Here is an 18,648-nt window from a genome sequence, read left to right as displayed (position 1 = left end):
TAAAAAACCCGGCTAGATTAGCCGGGTTTTTTCGTGGTGTGGGCCGGAATCGAACCGGCGACACAAGGATTTTCAGTCCTTTGCTCTACCAACTGAGCTACCGCACCTCCTTCCTTTCTTCAACGAAGAATATTCGTTTCGAATGGGTGGCAAAGATAAGCGGAGGATGCTTTCCTGCCAAAAAATTCTGGAAAAAATGTTGATATCGCCTTTAGTTATCGTGCTTTGCCACGAAGGCACGAAGGCTCAAAAGAGCACGAAGGCGTTTGAAAGATCTTTGTGTTACTTAGCGTCTTAGTGCCTTCGTGGCCCAAAACATTACATCCCATACTGCGCCAGGAACTTGATGCGCATGATCTTCAGCTGCTCCCAGGTATAATTGCTTTCCGCCAGTTCCTCCAGGGCTACCTGCAGGGATGAGGTCTCGCAACCCTTGAAATATTCCAGGATCTCCTCCTGGTCATATTCATCCAGCATTTCATCAATGGCATAGTCCAGGTTCAGCTTGGTGCCGCTGGCCGCGATGGTCTCCATTTCCTCCAGCAAGGCATCGAGCCTCAGGTCCTTGTTCTTCGCAATGGTCTCCAGCGGTATCTTCTTATCGGTCTGCTGGATGATGTATACTTTCAGCCCGCTCTTGTTCACCACGCTCTTCATCACGAACTCATCGGGCTTCTCAATATTGTTCTCCTCCACATATTTAGCGATAAGCTCCACGAATGGCTTACCATAACGGATGGCCTTGCCCTTGCTCACGCCCTGGCATTTCTCCAGCTCCTGCACCGTGGTAGGGTAGAGGGTGGCCATATCCTGCAGGGAGGTTTCCAGGAAGATCACGAATGGTGGCAGGCTCTTACGCTTCGCCTCCTTCTGGCGGAGCTCCTTCAGCATCTCGAACAGCTTTTCATCCGTAGCCGTTGCGGAACCGCCGCCGGTCTCTACGCCTTCGTCATCGTCCTCATTGGCGTCCTCGAACAGGTTGTTCAGGATGATCTTGAAGCTCTTGGGCTTCTTCATGAAGGCTTCGCCATTTTTGGTCAGCTTCAACACCCCATATTCTTCAATATCCTTGGAAAGGTACCCTGCCAACAGCAGCTGCCTCACCAGGGAATTCCAGTAATGGTCGGCCTCATCCTTACCAATGCCGAACTCGGCCAGGCCATCGTGCCTGAACATCTTGATATTGGGGGTCAGCTTACCGGTCAGGATATTCACCACGTAATCGGTCGCGAAGCGCTCATCCAGGGCCTTCACCACCTTCAACACCTTCACGGCATTCTCCTTAGCTTCTACCTGCTCCTTGGGGTTCCTGCAATTATCGCAGTTGCCGCAGTTCTTATCGGTCCACTCCTCTCCAAAATAGCTCAGCAGGATCTTCCGCCTGCAGACACCGCTTTCTGCGTAGGCCACGGTCTCATTGATGAGTTGGGCGCCCACTTCGCGCTCGCTCAGGGGCTTGTCGCGCATCAGGTGTTCCAGCTTGGCCACATCCTTATGGGAATAATACAGGATACAGTTGCCCTCCAGTCCATCACGACCGGCACGACCTGTTTCCTGGTAATAGTTCTCGATGCTCTTGGGGATATTATAATGGATCACGAAACGCACATCCGGCTTGTCGATGCCCATCCCGAATGCGATGGTCGCCACGATCACCTGGACATCCTCGTTCAGGAACATATCCTGGCGTTCTGCCCTCAGTTTGCTGTCGAGTCCCGCATGGTAGGCCACCGCCTTGATGCCATTGGCCACCAGCACATCGGCCAGTTCTTCGGTGGTCTTGCGGTTCAGGGTATAGATGATACCGCTCTTTCCCTTCAGGCTGACAATATATTTTACAATGCTCTTGATGGTCTGTTCCTTCTTGATCTTGGGCTGGATCTCGTAATAGAGGTTATGCCTGTTGAAGGAAGAAATAAAGATATTTGGTTCGCGAAGGCCCAGGTTCTTCACAATATCACTCTGCACTTTGGGGGTGGCGGTCGCCGTAAGGGCAACCACCGGCACTTCCGGGCTGATCTGGTCCATCATTTCACGAAGGCGACGGTATTCCGGGCGGAAATCATGTCCCCATTCTGAGATACAGTGGGCCTCGTCAACGGCGAAAAAGGAAATATTCAGGTCACTGAAAAATTCAAGGTTCTCTTGCTTGGTAAGGGTTTCAGGTGCCACATACAGCATCTTGGTCCTGCCGGTCAGCAGGTCATCGTGCACTTCCCTGATCTCCTTCTTGGTAAGGGTGGAGTTCAGGAAATGGGCCACATCATCCTTGCTGCTGTAACTCCTCACCAGGTCTACCTGGTTCTTCATCAGGGCGATCAGGGGCGATACAATGATCGCAACCCCATCCTTGATCATGGCCGGTAACTGGTAACACAAGCTCTTACCGCCACCGGTGGGCATGATTACAAAGGTATCCTTGCCGCTGAGCAGCGACTGGATCGCTGCTTCCTGCTGGCCCTTGAATTGATTGAAACCAAAATGCTCCTGCAGGGCTTCCAGCAGTTGTTCGGAGCTGTATGTAGATGTGGTGGATTTGGATGCCGTCTTCTTAGCCTTTGGAGCTGAAGCCGCGGTTTTCCTGGATCTTGTAGTCGTTGCCATGCGCTGTAATTTTCATTCTCACTGCAATCAGTAATCTCATAAGTTAACGAAAAAAGCCATATGAGGGAACCAGAGCCTTTACCTTTTTCCGGAAATCCCTGCTTTTTTCAGAAAGGACGGCGAAGTTACTGAAAAATGGGGCCAAAAGGGGGTTGAAATTGTTAATATGATGCGATTTTATCCGCTTCGGTTAGGTATATAGCCCCTTTTCGGAAAAGGGACCGTCAACCAAATTCGCCCCCCTCCAATCCACATTCCTCATTATTTTTGCCCCGCTATATGAATCCCCAACAAATTCAAGAGATCGCCCGCCAAACCATTGGACTGGAAGCGGAATCCCTGCTGGCCATGCAGCAGTTCATCGACGACCAGTTCTCCCGCGCGGTAGAAGTGGTGTACCAGAGCAAGGGCCGGCTGGTGGTGAGTGGAATAGGAAAGAGTGCGATCATTGCCCAGAAGATCGTGGCCACCCTCAATTCAACCGGTACCCCATCACTCTATATGCATGCTGCGGACGCTATCCACGGCGACCTGGGTATGGTTCAACAGGATGATGTGGTAATGGTGATCAGCAAGAGCGGCGAAAGCCCGGAGATCAAGGTGCTGGTACCCCTTATCAGGAATTTCGGCAATGTGCTGATCGGGATGGTCGGTAATACCGCATCCTTCCTCGCCAGGCAGTCAGATATTGTCCTGAACACTTCTGTTTCCGTAGAAGCCTGTCCCAATAACCTGGCACCTACCAGCAGTACCACGGCACAAATGGTGATGGGTGATGCATTGGCGGTGAGCCTCATGAAGCTGAGCGGATTCAATGGCCAGGATTTTGCCAAGTTCCACCCGGGTGGCACCCTGGGCAAGAAGCTTTACCTGAGGGTACACGACCTCTATATCAATAATGAAAAACCCAAAGTAAGCCCTTCTGCAGGACTGAAAGAGGTGATCATCTCCATTTCGGGAAGCCGGTTGGGAATGACTACGGTTGTTGATGGCAACAATACCATCCTGGGGGTGATCACGGATGGGGACCTGCGCAGGATGCTGGAAAAGGAGCAAAGCCTTGAAGGCATTAAGGCCTCCGACATCATGACCAGCAATCCCAAAAGCATCTTGGCCGATGCCATGGCCATCAATGCGCTGGACCTGTTAAGGAAATATGATATAACCCAGCTGGTTGTCAGGGACGAGCACAACCAATACCTTGGAATCCTACATTTGCACGATCTAATCAAAGAAGGCCTTATTTAAGGCACAATAGCCTGACCAATGAACAAACATCACTACGTGGCCATTATGGCCGGAGGGATAGGAAGCCGTTTCTGGCCCATGAGCCGTACCAACTACCCCAAACAGTTCCTGGATATCCTGAATACGGGCAAGACCCTTATCCAGTGGACCTTTGATCGTTTCGCTGAATTTATCCCCAAGGAAAACATCTTTGTTGTTACGTCGGAAGAGTACATCGATATTGTTGCAGAACAATTACCCGCACTGCCAACCGATAATATCCTGGGTGAACCTTCCCGCAAGAATACCGCACCCTGTATCGCCTATATCTCCTTCAAGCTGATGCAGAAGGACCCACAGGCATCCCTGATCGTGGCGCCTTCAGACCACCTTATCCTGGACACTACCGCTTTCAGGAAGGTTTGCTTGGAAGCCCTGAGCTTTGTGAATAAGCACAATGCCCTGGTGACGCTGGGTATCCAGCCAACCCATCCCAACACGGGTTATGGGTATATCCAGTATGAGCAACATGCCGTTACCGATAATGTCTTTAAGGTAAAGACCTTCACCGAAAAGCCCAACCTGGAATTGGCCAGGACCTTCCTGGCTAGCGGCGATTTCCTTTGGAATGCAGGTATCTTCGTTTGGCAGGTCAAGAATGTGCTTGCCGCATTTGAACAATACCTGCCGGAAATGTTCGAAGTGTTCGCCTCAGAAAAGGAAAAATTCAACACACCTGAAGAAAAGGCAACCCTGGAGCAGGTCTATCCCCAGTGTACCAATATTTCCATCGATTTCGGCATCATGGAAAAAGCCAATAATGTTTATGTGATCCCCTCTTCCTTTGGCTGGAGCGACCTGGGTACCTGGAACAGTGCCTATGATAATTTCGAGAAAGATTACCTGGGTAATGCCGTTGCCGGGGAGAACGTCATGGTAATAGATGCTACAAAATGCATGGTCCATGTCCCGGATGACAAACTGGTATTGCTGCAGGGACTCGATGATTTCATCGTTGTGGATACAAAAGATGTCCTGATGATCTGCCAGAAAGGCCGCGAACAGGAGATAAAGGATTATGTTTCAGAGGTAAAAAGGAAAAAAGGCGAGAAGTACCTATAGGCCATACCACTTATCAAGTTTTTTAAAAATGCCTCGCTATTTCCCGCGAGGCATTTTATATTTACCTTTAACATCGCATCACAATAAACCGCTTGTTCCTTATCCTCCCCCGAGTTGAGTCTTTGTAAACATAGGCTCTAATCCTCTACTACACCGGGTGTCGGATGCTGGTGCAGGCGCCAGGCAGAACCCAAACCATACTAACCGTAGATAATTGACGATCCGTAAAAGCTATTTGTCAGGAACAGCTTGCAACGTTTTGCGTCACATGATGTCAAATTTGCTGTTCCCGGCTTGATACCGGATGACACCCTATTGACGGTTGCCATCTGATGCTCTTGCAGATCGTATTAAATCTTTTATATGACCAGAATAAACTATTCTTCAGGCGCACCCTGGGAAGAAATTGTCGGTTACAGCAGGGCAGTGAAGGTGGGCAATCTAGTAGAAGTGACCGGAACAGTTGCCATCAATGAAAACAATGAAGTGGTAGGCAAGGAAGATGCCTATGCCCAAACCCGCTTCATCATTGAAAAGATCGGCAGGGTCCTGGAGCAGACAGGCTTCAGCCTCAAGGATGTGATCCGGACCAGGATCTTCGTAACCGATATCAGTCGTTGGGAAGAGATTGGTCGCGCCCACGGTGAGTTTTTCAAGGCCATCAAACCCTGCACCACTATGGTGGAGGTAAAGGGCCTGATATCGCCTGATTACCTGGTAGAGATAGAGGCTACGGCCATGAAAGCATAGATAAACCTTAGACTTATCCTATAAACACAAAGAGAAAACACATGCAAAAACAGGTTGCCTATTTCGACAATCTGGTCGATTCATTCCGAATCAATCACCATTCTCAGGAACCGATCTCCCCGCATTTTGAGATCCTGAAATTCGAGGACATCTCCTGGCAAACCAAAGAAACCACTACCAACCCGTTCCGGTTAAATGCTTTTGTAATCGGATTTGTAACGGGAGGTAGCTTTAAGCTGAATATCAGTAACCAGGAATATGCCATTGGTAAGGACATCATGTATTTTACCTCGCCCTGGCATATCCGCCAGTATTCAGAGATCACTGATTGGAATGGATACCTGGTATTCTTCACCCCTGATTTCATCTTCCAGTATCCCCAGGGTGAATTCATTTTCCGTGAGTTCAGGTTCTTCCATACTGAAAATGGACTGGTCATAGATAAGGGTCCCGGTTTCCTCGATGAACAGAAGGAATTGTTGGATCTCATGTACAAGATCCTGCACAGTGATAATCCCGAAAAGATGAAGATGCTCTTTCATTACCTGAACATCTTCCTTTACCAGTGCAAGGCCAAGTTTGGCAGTGAAACCGCCCAGCAACAGAACGGCAAGGACACTACCCTGAACAATTTCCTACAGACGCTGAACGAGTACTTTATCAAACTCAATAAGGGCAAAATGGATAAAGCCCTGACCCTTAAGTATGTGGCTAATGAAATGCACCTGCACCCCACCTATCTCAGTAACCTGCTCAAGCAGCAAACCGGGAAGACGGCAGCCCAACTGGTGAGGGAAAGGGTGATCCTTGAAGCACAGTCCCTTCTCAAGAATACGGATATGACCGTTGCTGAAGTGGCTTATTACCTGCATTTCAAGGACAATTCCAACTTCGCCAAATTCTTCCGTCACCAGGTTGGAATCAGCCCATCCGACTACCGGGACAAGGCCCGTAACAATGTTAAAATCTGATTAAAGCAAGAAATTACCACAAATTCTATAACACTTACCTCATGAAGGCGGGGAACTGAACTAACTTCATGGGGCAATCTGTAAGCAGCAGATTGTAAAACCTCTTCTTCATGCAGGTTTTAGGGTGGTCCTAATAGAGCTCGTCCGCGGGCTCTATTTTTTTGTGCCTGCACTACCAATATGCCTCCCTTATCTTTGGCCCATGCGAAGGATCGACTCCAAATTACCACTGGTGGGTACAACCATTTTTACCACCATGAGCGCTCTAGCAACTGAATACAATGCCATCAACCTCGGGCAGGGATTTCCTGACTTCCCCATGGACAAATCGCTCACAAGCCTTGTCAATGCAGCCATGGAAAATGATTTCAACCAATATGCCCCCATGCCTGGTCTTCCTGCACTCCGCGAAGCCATTGCAGAAAAGGTCTTATTGTGTTATGGCACCCTGATCAACCCCGGAACAGAGGTCACCATCACACCCGGCGGAACCTATGCCATCTATACCGCACTGACCACGATCCTCAATAAAGGTGATGAGGTTATTGTTCTCGAGCCCGCTTACGACAGTTATGTCCCCAATATCCTTGTCAATGGGGCAAAGCCTGTACTGGTACCACTTGACCCTTCCAATTTCAGCATCAACTGGGATGCGGTGAGGAATGCCGTAAGTCCAGCTACCAGGGCCATCATCATCAATTCGCCACATAACCCAACCGGCGCCATCCTTAGGGAAGAAGATATTATCCAGCTCACCCATTTGGTGGAGGAGCATGACCTATTTATCATTAGTGATGAAGTATATGAACACCTGATCTTCGACGGACGGCCACACCTGAGTATGCTGAAGTATCCCCGTTTGTTGCAACGCAGCTTCGTTTGTTTCTCTTTCGGGAAAGTATACCACTGCACAGGATGGAAGATGGGCTACTGCATTGCCCCGGAGGCCATGATGAAGGAATTCAGGAAGGTTCACCAGTTCAACTGTTTTAGCTGCCATACCCCTTCACAAGTGGCGCTGGCCAGCTACCTGAAAAATCCTTCGGCCTACCTGGAATTAGGTAGCTTCCTGCAAAAGAAGCGGGATCATTTCACCGACCTGATGTCAACTACGAGGTTCAACCTCCTGCCTTCCTACGGAAGTTATTTTATCTGCGCTTCCTATGGCCGGATATCGGATGAGTCCGCTGCCGAATTTGCCATCAGGTTGACAAAGGAGACTGGTGTGGCTACCATACCCGTCTCCGCATTCTACCAGGATGGCTTTGATGGGAAGCTTTTGCGCTTCTGCTTTGCCAAAAAGGAATCCACACTTGAAACGGCAGTAGCCAAATTGCAAAAGATCTGAAACTGTTCCGATGTTATTGAAACTGTCAAGACCAGTAGTTGCGAGGTACCAGGCCTTTATCGGCTGGATGCGGCTTAAACTGAATCGTGTTCAGTTCATGGTGTATACGGCAATCCTGACAGGGATTGTTACTGGCCTGGCTGCCGTTGGTTTAAAATCGGTGGTCCACCTGCTGCAGGAGTTCATTTCCCAACCAGGTTCAAGGAAATTCACATTTGCCATCTTCCCCATACTTGGACTGATCATAACGGTGATCATCACCCGCCTTTTTTTCAACGGGTTCATTGAGAAAGGTATTGGAATGGTGTTAAGGTCAGTGGCCCGGAAGAACGCTTTTATCCCACTTTCAGATACTTACAAACACCTTGTCACCGCATCTATTACGGTAGGCATGGGCGGCTCCGCAGGTCTTGAGGCACCCATTGTAGCGACCGGCTCAGCCATTGGGTCAAATACCGCCAGGATACATCAGTTAGATTTTAAGGAGAGAAGTTTGATCCTTGCTTGCGGTGCAGCTGCAGGTATTTCGGCAGTTTTCAATGCCCCTGTGGCCGGGGTAATCTTTGCCATTGAGATACTGTTGACCGAAACCATTGTCAGTTATTTCATCCCGCTCATTATTGCTTCTGTTACCGGCGCATTATGCTCCCATATCATTTTAAAAGAGAGCATTCTTTTCAACTTCAAACTAAAGCAGGCATTTGATTACCATAATGTACCATTCTATATCCTCCTTGGACTGATGGCAGGGTTCACGTCACTCTATTATGCCAGGGTATTCAAGAAAACCGAACACGGTGTACACCAGCTCATCAAAAATCCCTATTTGAAAGCACTGATCGCAGGCTGCTTATTGGCTATCCTGATCATTGCTTTTCCCCCACTTTTAGGGGAGGGCTATCCTACTGTCGGCTTCCTCGCCAATGGTGAACCTGAAAAGATCATCCAGGCCTTCCTCTACCAGTTCGAGCCGGGCATGTGGGGATTATTACTGATTGCCGGCGCCATTATCCTATTAAAACCGGTAGCGGCCGGTATTACCATTGGCGGGGGTGGCAATGGCGGAAATTTTGCACCATCCCTGTTTGTGGGCGCCTATCTGGGTTTTTTCCTTTCACGTATTACCAATCTCACCAAATGGTTCAGTTTACCGGAAGGCAACTTTAGCCTTGCCGGTATGGCCGGGGTTTTAAGCGGCATAATGTATTGTCCGCTTACTGCCATCTTCCTCATTGCTGAGATCACCAATGGGTATGAATTGTTCATTCCCCTGATGATCGTTTCTTCCATTTCTTTTTTCATCGTGAAGCATTTTGAGCCTTATTCAATGGAAACAAAAAAACTGGTTCGCGAAGGGCAGGTATTCACCCACAAAAAAGAAGACAATATCCTTCAGCAAATGCACCTTGGGGAACTGGTTCAGGATGAATATGAACGGATCGGGATCGATAAGAAACTCTCTGACCTGGTAGCATTGATCAAATCTTCCAACAAGAACATCTTTGCGGTGGTTAACAATGAGGGAAAATTCCAGGGCATCATTGAACTGAATGATATCAAAAAGACCTTGTTCGAACCCAGGTTATTTGAAAGGACAACAGTCAAGGAACTGATGAAGAAACCCCCGGCAACTATTTTTGAAAATGAATCCATGAAGAAGGCCATGGATAAAATGGATTACACCCAGTCATGGTACCTGCCTGTACTGGACAAGGACAAACGCTTTCTTGGCTTTCTATCCAAAACCAGGATTTTTGAAAAATACCGGGAATCACTGGCCGGAAAGGCTGATCTTTATGATGAAGAAGAACATGAACCCTAAACATCAATGATCATGAGTGCCTTACTTCGAAAGATCAAATGGTTCTTTTGGGACAGGTTTAACCTGATGGAAGATACAGATGAGTTTGAAAATATTATCGAAGCTTTAAGTAAGGGTGTTGACTTCAAAGGAACAAATTTATGGATCCTCATCTTTGCCATATTTATAGCCTCAATTGGACTAAATGTTAACGCTACTGCGGTGATCATTGGGGCGATGCTGATCTCTCCTTTAATGGGACCAATCATGGGTTTCGGCCTTGGGGTAGGGATCTATGATTTTGAGCTGGTCAAAAGGGCTTTACGTAACCTGGCCATCGCAGCCTTACTCAGTCTTTGTACCTCTACCCTTTACTTCCTTATTTCCCCCATCCATGATGCAGCGTCAGAGTTATTGGCAAGAACGCAGCCAACTACCTATGATGTCTTAATCGCATTTTTGGGCGGGTTGGCAGGAGTTGTGGCGGCTACAAGAAAGGAAAAGAGTAATGTTATTCCAGGCGTTGCAATTGCCACGGCACTAATGCCCCCGCTTTGCACGGCAGGTTATGGATTGGCTAACGGTGAGTGGAAATACTTAATGGGAGCCCTCTACCTGTTTTTTATCAATAGCGTTTTCATCAGTTTGGCTACCATCCTAATTGTCAGGTTCCTGAAGTTCCCCAAGGTAAAGTACGTTAATGATGAAGAGCGGAAAAAGGTTCGCAGTTATATTTTGAGCATATCCTTACTAACCCTGGTACCTAGCATATATTTTGGCTATAACATTATTCAACAAAATATTTACCTGAAAAACGCAAGTTCTTTTATAGAGAAGGAAATGTCCTTTGGGTTTTCACAGTTGGTCAAATCAGAAATCAATACTAAAGCAAGGGTGATCTCGCTGGTATATATCGGTGCTCCCTTAACAGATAGCCTAATAAATAGCCGGAAACAAAGAATGCCCGAGTATAATTTGACCAATACCCAATGCAAGATCAGGCAAATTAGTATTAGCGACAGCCTTCAGGTTAACCTGCTCAAAAATGCCATAAGGGAAGACCTCAAGGGTAATCAGGAGTTAAGCCTGTCCATGGAAGAGCGGCTGTCCCGACTGGAAGAAGCGCAGGCTGTCATGAAAATGGATACCACGCCCCGTAATGCTGCATTACTGCAAGAGCTGGCCAGCTTTAACAGCAATATCAAAGCCCTGGCCGTGGAACCAACCATAATAGAAGGGCCTTCAGGCTCAGATACTGCCTACCTGGTATTCCTTGAACTAAGAATACCCCTTAATAAAAACGAGACCCAGTCCATTAACCAATGGCTTTCCGCAAGGCTGAAGAGTGAGAATATCAAGGTGTTTTCCGAGATAAAACCTTGATAGTAGTCATTTTAATGAATTTATAATTGTTCTACGGAGCGCACTGAGCAGGAGTTTTGGTAATTTTAAGTTTGTCTGATTCCATCGTGTATGCAGGATATTTCCATTTTATTGGTCGAAGATGAGCGAAAGATTGCCGAAACCCTGAAAAAAGGCCTGGAAGAACAGCAGTACACTGTCCAGATCGCCTACGACGGGAACATGGGTAAGAAACTGTTCGATAACGAGCATTTCGACCTGGTGATCGCAGATATCAATCTTCCCGGCATCAATGGTTACGAATTACTCCACCATATCCGCCAGGTAAACCAGCATATCCCGGTACTTTTATTGACAGCACTGAACGGAATAGATGATAAGGTTGAGGGCTTCAATTCCGGCGCAGATGATTATATTGTGAAACCCTTCGATTTTGTGGAACTCCTCGTTAGGATCCGGGCATTATTGAAGCGGGCACAATATAACATGCCGATCGGCAATACGATCAGGGTAGGAGACCTGTTGATGAATATCGATAGTAAGGAAGTATCAAGGGCTGGTAAACCCATTCAGTTGACCGCAAAAGAATTCCAGCTCCTCGAATACATGATCAAGAACAAGAACAGGGTGGTGTCACGTGCCGATATAGCCTTGAATGTATGGGATATTGATTTTGACACCGGTACCAATGTTATTGATGTTTATGTGAACTTCCTCCGTAAAAAGATCGACAGGGATTTTGACCAGAAACTGATCCACACCCAGGTTGGCATGGGGTATGTGCTGAAAGAAAACAGCTAGCGTGAAGATCAGAACCAAAATAACCTTACTGTTCACGATACTGGTCACAGCCTTATTATTATTGCTGGCCTGGTTCGTTTATTATCTTTCCTCTGTCCAAAGAAAGGACACCTTCCGCCAGCGACTCCAAAGCAGGGCAAGTAATTCTGCCCAATTGTATATCATCCTGGGCGATACCAGCAAAAGCCTGCTCGACAGGATCGAAGCGAGCAATGCCAGGCTGTTTTCGAGAAAATCATTACATGTTTATGATTCTTCCGGAAGGCCTTTGTACATTTTCAACGCATCCCCCAATGATGCGTTCAAGCTTTCGCAGGATAACCTCAATACGATCATCAGCAAAAAGGAAACCGGCTTCAGCATAGATGATCGCGATGCCTATGGATTATTGCATAAAGACGCCAGGCACCATTTTATTGTGGTGGCCACCGCCTATGACCTTGATGGGCATGGATGGCTTTCCAGGTTAAAACAGATCCTCCTGTTCAGCACACTCTTCGGCACGTCATTATCCATGTTGATCGGTTACCTGTTCTCCCGCCAACTGCTGCTCCCAATTGCCAATATTATTGATGAGGTAAACAATATTTCCTCCCACAACCTTTCCCAAAGGATCGATGCAGGCAGCGGACAGGATGAATTGAGGCAATTGGCTGATACCTTTAACGAATTGCTCAATCGCCTGCAGGTATCCTTTACCACACAGCGCCGCTTCATTTCCAATGCTTCCCATGAATTGAATACGCCTTTGACATCGATCTCCAGCCAGTTGGAAATCACCCTTAGGAAGGAAAGAAGTGTTGCAGAGTATAAAGCAGTACTGGAGTCTGTACAGGAAGATGTGCAGCAAATGCGACAGCTGACCAAGAGTCTGCTGGAAATTGCCAAGACCGGATCACAGGGAAGTATTGAATTGAAAGAGGTACGCCTCGATGAAGTGTTGTTGAAAGTTACCAGCGCTGTACAAAAAATTTCACAGGACTACCAGGTCATCCTTAGCTTTAGTGAAATTCCGGAAGACGAAAAGCGCTGTGTAGTATTTGGTAATGCAGACCTGCTTTTCAGCGCATTGAAAAATATTGTGGAGAACGGATGCAAATATTCCAATGACCATACCAGTAACGTATTCCTCAATTTCAAGGAGAACGAACTGATCATTGAGATCAGGAACAGGGGGGATGTGATCACCGCAGATGAAATTGACAATATTTTCCTTCCTTTTTACCGCTCCCCCAAGACACAGTCAGGCAAAGGGTTTGGCCTTGGACTCGCATTGGCCAAACGTATCATTGGTATCCACAAAGGAAGCATAGACGTTGATTCTGATGTAGTTAAAGGAACCTGTTTCACTGTCAGCATCCCCAATATCAATAGCTACAACTCGAATTAATTTCCTTTTAATTATGCTTTAATCGGGTCTTAATGATTCATGGGCAAATTTGGTAAAATAAAATTTTGTCTATGGTAACTGTTATCATCCCAGCATTGAACGAGGAAAAGACTGTAGGCAAGGTAGTACGCTACTGCCTGCAGCATGAAGTTGTTACCGAAGTAATTGTTGTTGACGACCAGTCGGAAGACAAGACCAGGGAAGTAGCCGAAAGCGCCGGCGCGAAAGTCATCATTAGTGCAACAAGGGGTAAGGGCAGTTCCATGGAAGACGGCATTAAAGCTGCCAGCAACGAGTTCCTTGTCTTTCTTGATGGTGATATAGACCCTTATCCACAACCCACCATATTCCTGCTGACGGATCCATTGCTGCGCGATGAAGTAGATTTCGTGAAAGCAGGATTCTCGCGCAATGCAGGAAGGGTAACAGAACTGGTGGCAAAGCCTTTGATCAATATTTTCTATCCCGGCCTGGCGCGTTTCGAGCAACCTTTAAGCGGAATGATAGCAGGAAAGAAAAAATTCTTCCAGCGCATCCGGTTCTTTTCTGATTACGGTGTGGATATCGGTATCCTGATCGATATGTACCTGATGCAAGCCAGGATGAAGGAAGTATGTATCGGTTATATCGAAAACAAAAGCAAGCCCTGGCAGGCGCTCGGTAAAATGAGTTATGAAGTGACGAGGGCCATCATTGCAAAATCAGTCCTACAGATGGATGATGTGGTAGCCGTTGGCGGAAAGGAAGTATTGAACCGCATCTCCTCAGAAATGAAGAACATGTTGCCTTCTGCATTCTTCCGCCAAAACAAAATGGTGTTGATAGACGCAGATAAACTGGTCATGGAAAAGGATTTCAATTTCCTCATTGCGGAAAGACTAGGCCTTCAAAGAGAAATGAAGAACCTGGTGGAAAAAGAAAAGGACCCTTCCACTTTCACCAAGAAAATTGCCACCCTATTGAAGGGAGCAAGTATCAACCTCATCCTGCAAACTGCCTCCGAAACAGGCATCCGGGAAAATATCGTGGACCAGGTACAGGAATTGAAAGCAATGGGCGTGTTGGTAGGTGTTATCAGCAACCATAATTCCTATGTAGCGGAATATTGTAAGAACGTACTGGGGGCAGACTTCAGCATTGGTAACCACCTCGAGTCTTTTGAAGGATTGACCACAGGTGAGGTGAGGATTCCATCCTGTTTTTATACCAGTAACCTGAGCCTTTTTGGTCAGGCCATTTCCAAAACCAATACCATTCCCCACCTGTGTAACAGGTTCCAGGTCCTTCAGGAAAATTGCTATACTGCCGGATTTGGATTAGGGAAACATGATATCTCCAATGATGGTTTGCATCGAGCCTTCGCAACAGTTGAATTGTTGGTTGCGGAACTACGGAGTGAAATGGCACTTATTGACCAGGATGAGAAGGGAATTACGCTGGCCTATTAATGCTTACAATGGAAAAACTTTTCAAGCAGGTAGCAATAGTAGTTGACCAGGATGACGCCCTGGTGAAGAATCTGGAGAACCTGGTGTCACTCACCAGGGAATGGCAATCTTCATTCCACCTGATATATGTGGTGGAAAGACCAGCCTTCTCTTTCAAGAATATTTGGAAGGGTTATGCTAATGGCCGAACCCAACCCTTCGATACTGCTGAACATAGGTTGAAGGAATACCAGGAGAAACTGAAGAAGCTTTTACCTGAAGGCACACGTATCCATTGTTATTGCAAGGAAGGAAAGCCTTTATGGTTGATCCGTAATTACATTCATGAAAACCAGATCGACCTCCTGCTTTTGTTGCAGTCGGGCAGCCGTTTCAAAAGGCAGCCGATACGGTTCTCCCAGCTGGTGGGTAAAATCAATTGCCCTATGATCATGGTTCCCCTGCACAAGAAGGACTATGATTTTAAGAACATCGTCCTGCCGATCAGCCACGAACTGCCCCTTAAAAAGATCATGATCGCCAGTTTCCTTGCCGGTAAAAAGAATGACGCCAGGATCCATTTACTGGCCCTGCAGGAACAGGATGCCAAAAGACAGAGAACCGAAAACCCCTATTTGTTCAAAACCTATCAACTGATCAGGGACAATACCACCTTAACTGTAGAATGTCATCCGGTAGATGGAGACAACCTCGCTGCCCCCACCCTGGAATATGCAAGGAAAGTCAATGCCGATTTGATACTGGTCAAACCCGGTTCAGAAACATCCCCTCCCGGTATCTTCCATCGGCTATTATCAAAATTCAATTTTTCATCATCCGGTATTCCGGTAATGACAATCTAAAAAAAGAAAATGAGAAAACTACTGACCATTGCCTGCTGTGGCTTAAGTACCCTCGCTGCAGCTCAATCCATTGATGAGGCCAAACAACTGATCTACTATGATCGCCTCGAAAGTGCCGAGAACATTCTCCAGAAGATCAGGGAAAGTGGGGAGGAGAAAGATGTGTTGTATTGGCTAAGTGAGGTCTATTTTGAAAAAGACAGCATCAGCAAAGCAAAAGAATTGTTATTGCAGCCCTCTGATGCTGGCATGCTGAATACACCACTCAATAAAGTGGCGCTGGGCAAGTTATTGCTGCAGGAAGGTAAGGTCGATGAAGCAAAAGGCCTGTTTGAAGAGGCCCTGAAAGATTCCCGCCATAAGGACGCAGAAGTAGTGAAGGCCATTATGGAAGCACAGGTGGAAACCAGGTCCGGCGACCCGGATTATGCCATCAATGTTTTCGAATCGGTAAAGAAAAAATCTGTTGACGCCAGGTTCTATACCCTTATCGGCGATGCCTATCGGAAAAAAGGTGATGGGGGAGAAGCGGCTAAAGCCTATATGAATGCCCTTCTTGAAGATGATAAATTTGCTGAAGCTGCCTATAAACTTGGCAAGATCTACCTTACCCAGCAGAACACCGAAATGTTCCTGAAACATTTCAACAAGGCCATAGCAGCAGACCCGAATTATGCACCGGCATATTATGAGTTATACTATTACTATTATTTCCGGGATGTGAACAAGGCAAAGGAATACCTCGACCAATACATAGCGCATACGGATCCTTCTGAAGAACACCAGTTGATGCAGGCCGACCTATTGTTTGTTTCCGGAAAATATGATGAGACCATTAATTCGGTCAGGAGCCTGATAGAAGAAAAAACGAATGCCGTAAAACCCAGGCTGCTTAAAATGATGGCCTACTCATTCGATGCCAAGGGCGACGCTACCCAGGCTTTGCAATACATTGACCAATATTTCCAAAAAGCCCCAGACAGCAGCATCGTTGCCAAGGACCATGACCTTAAAGCTTCATTATTGGCAAAGATGGCCCAGGACTCCCTGGCCATTGATGCCTGGACAAAGGCCCTTCAATTGGACACGGTCAATAAATACCGCATCGGCTATATGCAAAATATTGCCAGCCTATATAAAAAGCAGAACCTTCGCAGCAATGAAGCTGCATGGCTGGGAAAGATCTACCAGGAGAAAGAAGATGCCAATAACCTCGACATCTATAACTGGGGACTTGCCCATTATGCGGCGAATGAATTCCAATTGGCGGATAGTGTTTTTAGTATCTATGTAAACAAATACCCGGAACAGGTTTATGGCTATTACTGGAGGGCGAGGAGCAGGGCACAGGTAGACAGTACCATGGAACAGGGCCTTGCCTATGATGACTACAGGAAGGTTACAGAGATCGCCGCGGCCGACCCGCAGAAGAACAAGAGCCTCCTTATCCAGTCCTATGGATACCTTGGTGCATTTGATGCCAATACAAAGAAAGATTATCCCCTGGCACTTGAGTGGTTTGAAAAAATACTCGCCCTGGATCCCGATAACCAGGATGCCCAGAAATTCAGCGGTATCCTGAAGAAATGGGTGGCTGATGGCGGTCCAAAATAATTAAGCATGCTCATCTACAGGTTGGTTTTTTGACAGCCCCTTCTTTTCAGGAGGGGCTTTTTTATACCAGCAATCCCAGTAACAATACCATGAGGACAATGAAGGGAGAAGGGATCTTTGATTTCCATAACAATAACCAGGTGGCAGCAATAACAATGGAGTTCAATAAACCCCTGCCGGACCATTCCGCTATAGTGATGTCCTTAAGCATGTAGAGGGTTGAAGCGATCAGGAACCCAACAACTGCTGCATTGATGCCTTCCAATGCGCGATAGACAATCGCATACCGTTTCAGGTTATGCCAGACCGGGAAAAAGAATAGGACCAATAAGGCACTCGGCAGGAAAATAGCTACTGTCCCAATAATGCATCCCAATACCTGCCAGGCGGTCCCCCTGTCACTCATGGCTATTCCACCCATGAATGATGCAATGGAGAATACGGGTCCGGGCATCGCCCTGACCACGCCCGCCCCGGTATAAAAATCATCGCGTTCGATCTTGATGACATTGGGGTTCCTTTGCAAAAGCCGCTCATTTTTGGGACGAACCACAAACTGTTCATACATCATGGCTACCAGCACCTGGCCCCCGCCAAATACAAGACTTCCGAAACGATAGGTATTCTCAAATAGGTTGATGGGCCGCCTGTTTGGCCAGTCATGCTTCCTTGCCTGTTCACTCAACAAACCTGCAGCCAGGAAAATAAAAGCGAAGAGCCAGATATTCCCCCACTTGATCTTCCTGGGCTTCTCGCCCACCTGGGGTATCCTCTTATCGCTGAGGTTGGTGACGAATCCACCCGCTACGATCAGGACCGGTATGATCAATGGCAACTTGAAAAACGCAAAGGCCAGGATGGTGCTGGCCGCCATGATCACCCTGGTGATGGTATTGTGTATCGCGTATTTAAATGCTTCTGCCGATGCATAAGCCAGGAAACCTACCGTCATTGGGCCGATATACCGGAACACATCATGCTGGAAAGATTTGTTATCGATGTACTTAACAAGGAAGGACAGGCCACCCATGAGCAGGCAGGCTGGTAATATCCAGATCAATAAGGTAAGCACCGCCAGCATCACACCTCCCCGCTTGTAACCGATAAGGGTCAATACCTGGGTAGAAGATGCTCCCGGTAGCATTTGGCAAAATGCGTTGTATTCCAGTAGTTCTTCCTTCGTCACATCCTTCCTTTGGTCCACAAAGGTCTTTAGCATCATGCCAAAATGCCCATGCGGTCCGCCAAACGCAGTGACACTATGCAAGAAAACAGCCTTTAGAAATGGTATGTGACGTATTAAAACCATTGCCGGCGGATGATGTATAGAAAGTTTAAAAATATCCAATTATCGCAAATGGCCATTCG

The 18,648-nt window shown here is 47.1% G+C and carries 14 protein-coding genes and 1 tRNA gene; 12 read left to right on the top strand and 3 right to left on the bottom strand.

What is annotated here, in order from left to right:
* Positions 1–34: 34 nt before the first annotated feature.
* Together KJS94_RS13455 and recQ are read right to left on the bottom strand one after the other, a co-directional pair.
* A tRNA-Phe gene (locus KJS94_RS13455) sits at positions 35–107 on the bottom strand.
* Between the two features lie 211 nt (positions 108–318).
* Entirely contained in the window at positions 319–2,604 is a 2,286-nt protein-coding gene (recQ, locus tag KJS94_RS13450) for a DNA helicase RecQ (RefSeq protein WP_214447999.1), read from the bottom strand.
* A gap of 279 nt (positions 2,605–2,883) precedes the next feature.
* Between recQ and KJS94_RS13445 the strand changes: the two genes are divergently transcribed.
* From KJS94_RS13445 to KJS94_RS13390, 12 genes are all read left to right on the top strand, one after another.
* Positions 2,884–3,852: a KpsF/GutQ family sugar-phosphate isomerase gene (locus KJS94_RS13445; RefSeq protein WP_214447998.1), complete on the top strand. Its 969-nt coding sequence runs from the start codon at positions 2,884–2,886 to the stop codon at positions 3,850–3,852.
* Positions 3,853–3,870: 18 nt separating this feature from the next.
* Complete coding sequence (locus KJS94_RS13440) at positions 3,871–4,953, top strand: mannose-1-phosphate guanylyltransferase (RefSeq protein ID WP_214447997.1); 1,083 nt, start codon at positions 3,871–3,873, stop codon at positions 4,951–4,953.
* A gap of 363 nt (positions 4,954–5,316) precedes the next feature.
* Positions 5,317–5,703 (top strand): RidA family protein, encoded by a 387-nt coding sequence (locus KJS94_RS13435; RefSeq protein ID WP_214447996.1) that lies wholly within the window; start codon positions 5,317–5,319, stop codon positions 5,701–5,703.
* Between the two features lie 41 nt (positions 5,704–5,744).
* On the top strand, positions 5,745–6,674 hold the full coding sequence (locus tag KJS94_RS13430) for a helix-turn-helix domain-containing protein (RefSeq protein WP_214447995.1): 930 nt from the start codon (positions 5,745–5,747) through the stop codon (positions 6,672–6,674).
* A gap of 202 nt (positions 6,675–6,876) precedes the next feature.
* On the top strand, positions 6,877–8,022 hold the full coding sequence (locus KJS94_RS13425) for a methionine aminotransferase (RefSeq protein ID WP_214447994.1): 1,146 nt from the start codon (positions 6,877–6,879) through the stop codon (positions 8,020–8,022).
* Between the two features lie 10 nt (positions 8,023–8,032).
* On the top strand, positions 8,033–9,844 hold the full coding sequence (locus KJS94_RS13420; protein ID WP_214447993.1) for a chloride channel protein: 1,812 nt from the start codon (positions 8,033–8,035) through the stop codon (positions 9,842–9,844).
* 12 nt (positions 9,845–9,856) lie between these two features.
* Complete coding sequence (locus KJS94_RS13415; protein ID WP_214447992.1) at positions 9,857–11,206, top strand: TIGR00341 family protein; 1,350 nt, start codon at positions 9,857–9,859, stop codon at positions 11,204–11,206.
* A gap of 90 nt (positions 11,207–11,296) precedes the next feature.
* A complete protein-coding gene (locus tag KJS94_RS13410) occupies positions 11,297–11,986 on the top strand; it encodes a response regulator transcription factor (RefSeq protein ID WP_214447991.1) in 690 nt (229 codons plus the stop codon).
* A 1-nt stretch (position 11,987) separates the two neighbouring features.
* Positions 11,988–13,376 (top strand): HAMP domain-containing sensor histidine kinase, encoded by a 1,389-nt coding sequence (locus KJS94_RS13405; RefSeq protein ID WP_214447990.1) that lies wholly within the window; start codon positions 11,988–11,990, stop codon positions 13,374–13,376.
* 71 nt (positions 13,377–13,447) lie between these two features.
* Positions 13,448–14,824, top strand: a complete 1,377-nt coding sequence (locus tag KJS94_RS13400; RefSeq protein WP_214447989.1) for a glycosyltransferase — start codon at positions 13,448–13,450, stop codon at positions 14,822–14,824.
* Between the two features lie 8 nt (positions 14,825–14,832).
* Positions 14,833–15,666 (top strand): universal stress protein, encoded by an 834-nt coding sequence (locus KJS94_RS13395; protein WP_214447988.1) that lies wholly within the window; start codon positions 14,833–14,835, stop codon positions 15,664–15,666.
* A 9-nt stretch (positions 15,667–15,675) separates the two neighbouring features.
* The gene (locus tag KJS94_RS13390; protein ID WP_214447987.1) at positions 15,676–17,280 is read left to right on the top strand and encodes a tetratricopeptide repeat protein; all 1,605 of its coding nucleotides are present in this window, start codon (positions 15,676–15,678) and stop codon (positions 17,278–17,280) included.
* A 61-nt stretch (positions 17,281–17,341) separates the two neighbouring features.
* Here KJS94_RS13390 and chrA read toward each other — a convergent pair whose 3' ends face one another.
* Positions 17,342–18,547 carry a chromate efflux transporter gene (chrA, locus tag KJS94_RS13385; protein ID WP_239804169.1) on the bottom strand — a complete coding sequence of 402 codons (1,206 nt, stop codon included), beginning with the start codon at positions 18,545–18,547 and terminating at the stop codon, positions 17,342–17,344.
* Positions 18,548–18,648: the final 101 nt, after the last annotated feature.

This window comes from Flavihumibacter rivuli, assembly GCF_018595685.2.
GTDB classification, from domain to species: Bacteria; Bacteroidota; Bacteroidia; order Chitinophagales; family Chitinophagaceae; genus Flavihumibacter; species Flavihumibacter rivuli.
Note: the sequence above shows the minus strand (reverse complement) of the source record. Positions and strands in the feature narration are given on the sequence as shown.

Coding starts and splice junctions, on each gene's coding strand:
- KJS94_RS13430 (WP_214447995.1), top strand. CDS start 5,745: ATGCAAAAACAGGTTGCCTATTTCGACAATCTGGTCGATTCATTCCGA.
- KJS94_RS13420 (WP_214447993.1), top strand. CDS start 8,033: ATGTTATTGAAACTGTCAAGACCAGTAGTTGCGAGGTACCAGGCCTTT.
- KJS94_RS13395 (WP_214447988.1), top strand. CDS start 14,833: ATGGAAAAACTTTTCAAGCAGGTAGCAATAGTAGTTGACCAGGATGAC.
- recQ (WP_214447999.1), bottom strand. CDS start 2,604: ATGGCAACGACTACAAGATCCAGGAAAACCGCGGCTTCAGCTCCAAAG.
- KJS94_RS13425 (WP_214447994.1), top strand. CDS start 6,877: ATGCGAAGGATCGACTCCAAATTACCACTGGTGGGTACAACCATTTTT.
- KJS94_RS13400 (WP_214447989.1), top strand. CDS start 13,448: ATGGTAACTGTTATCATCCCAGCATTGAACGAGGAAAAGACTGTAGGC.
- KJS94_RS13410 (WP_214447991.1), top strand. CDS start 11,297: ATGCAGGATATTTCCATTTTATTGGTCGAAGATGAGCGAAAGATTGCC.
- KJS94_RS13440 (WP_214447997.1), top strand. CDS start 3,871: ATGAACAAACATCACTACGTGGCCATTATGGCCGGAGGGATAGGAAGC.
- KJS94_RS13435 (WP_214447996.1), top strand. CDS start 5,317: ATGACCAGAATAAACTATTCTTCAGGCGCACCCTGGGAAGAAATTGTC.
- KJS94_RS13445 (WP_214447998.1), top strand. CDS start 2,884: ATGAATCCCCAACAAATTCAAGAGATCGCCCGCCAAACCATTGGACTG.
- KJS94_RS13415 (WP_214447992.1), top strand. CDS start 9,857: ATGAGTGCCTTACTTCGAAAGATCAAATGGTTCTTTTGGGACAGGTTT.
- KJS94_RS13390 (WP_214447987.1), top strand. CDS start 15,676: ATGAGAAAACTACTGACCATTGCCTGCTGTGGCTTAAGTACCCTCGCT.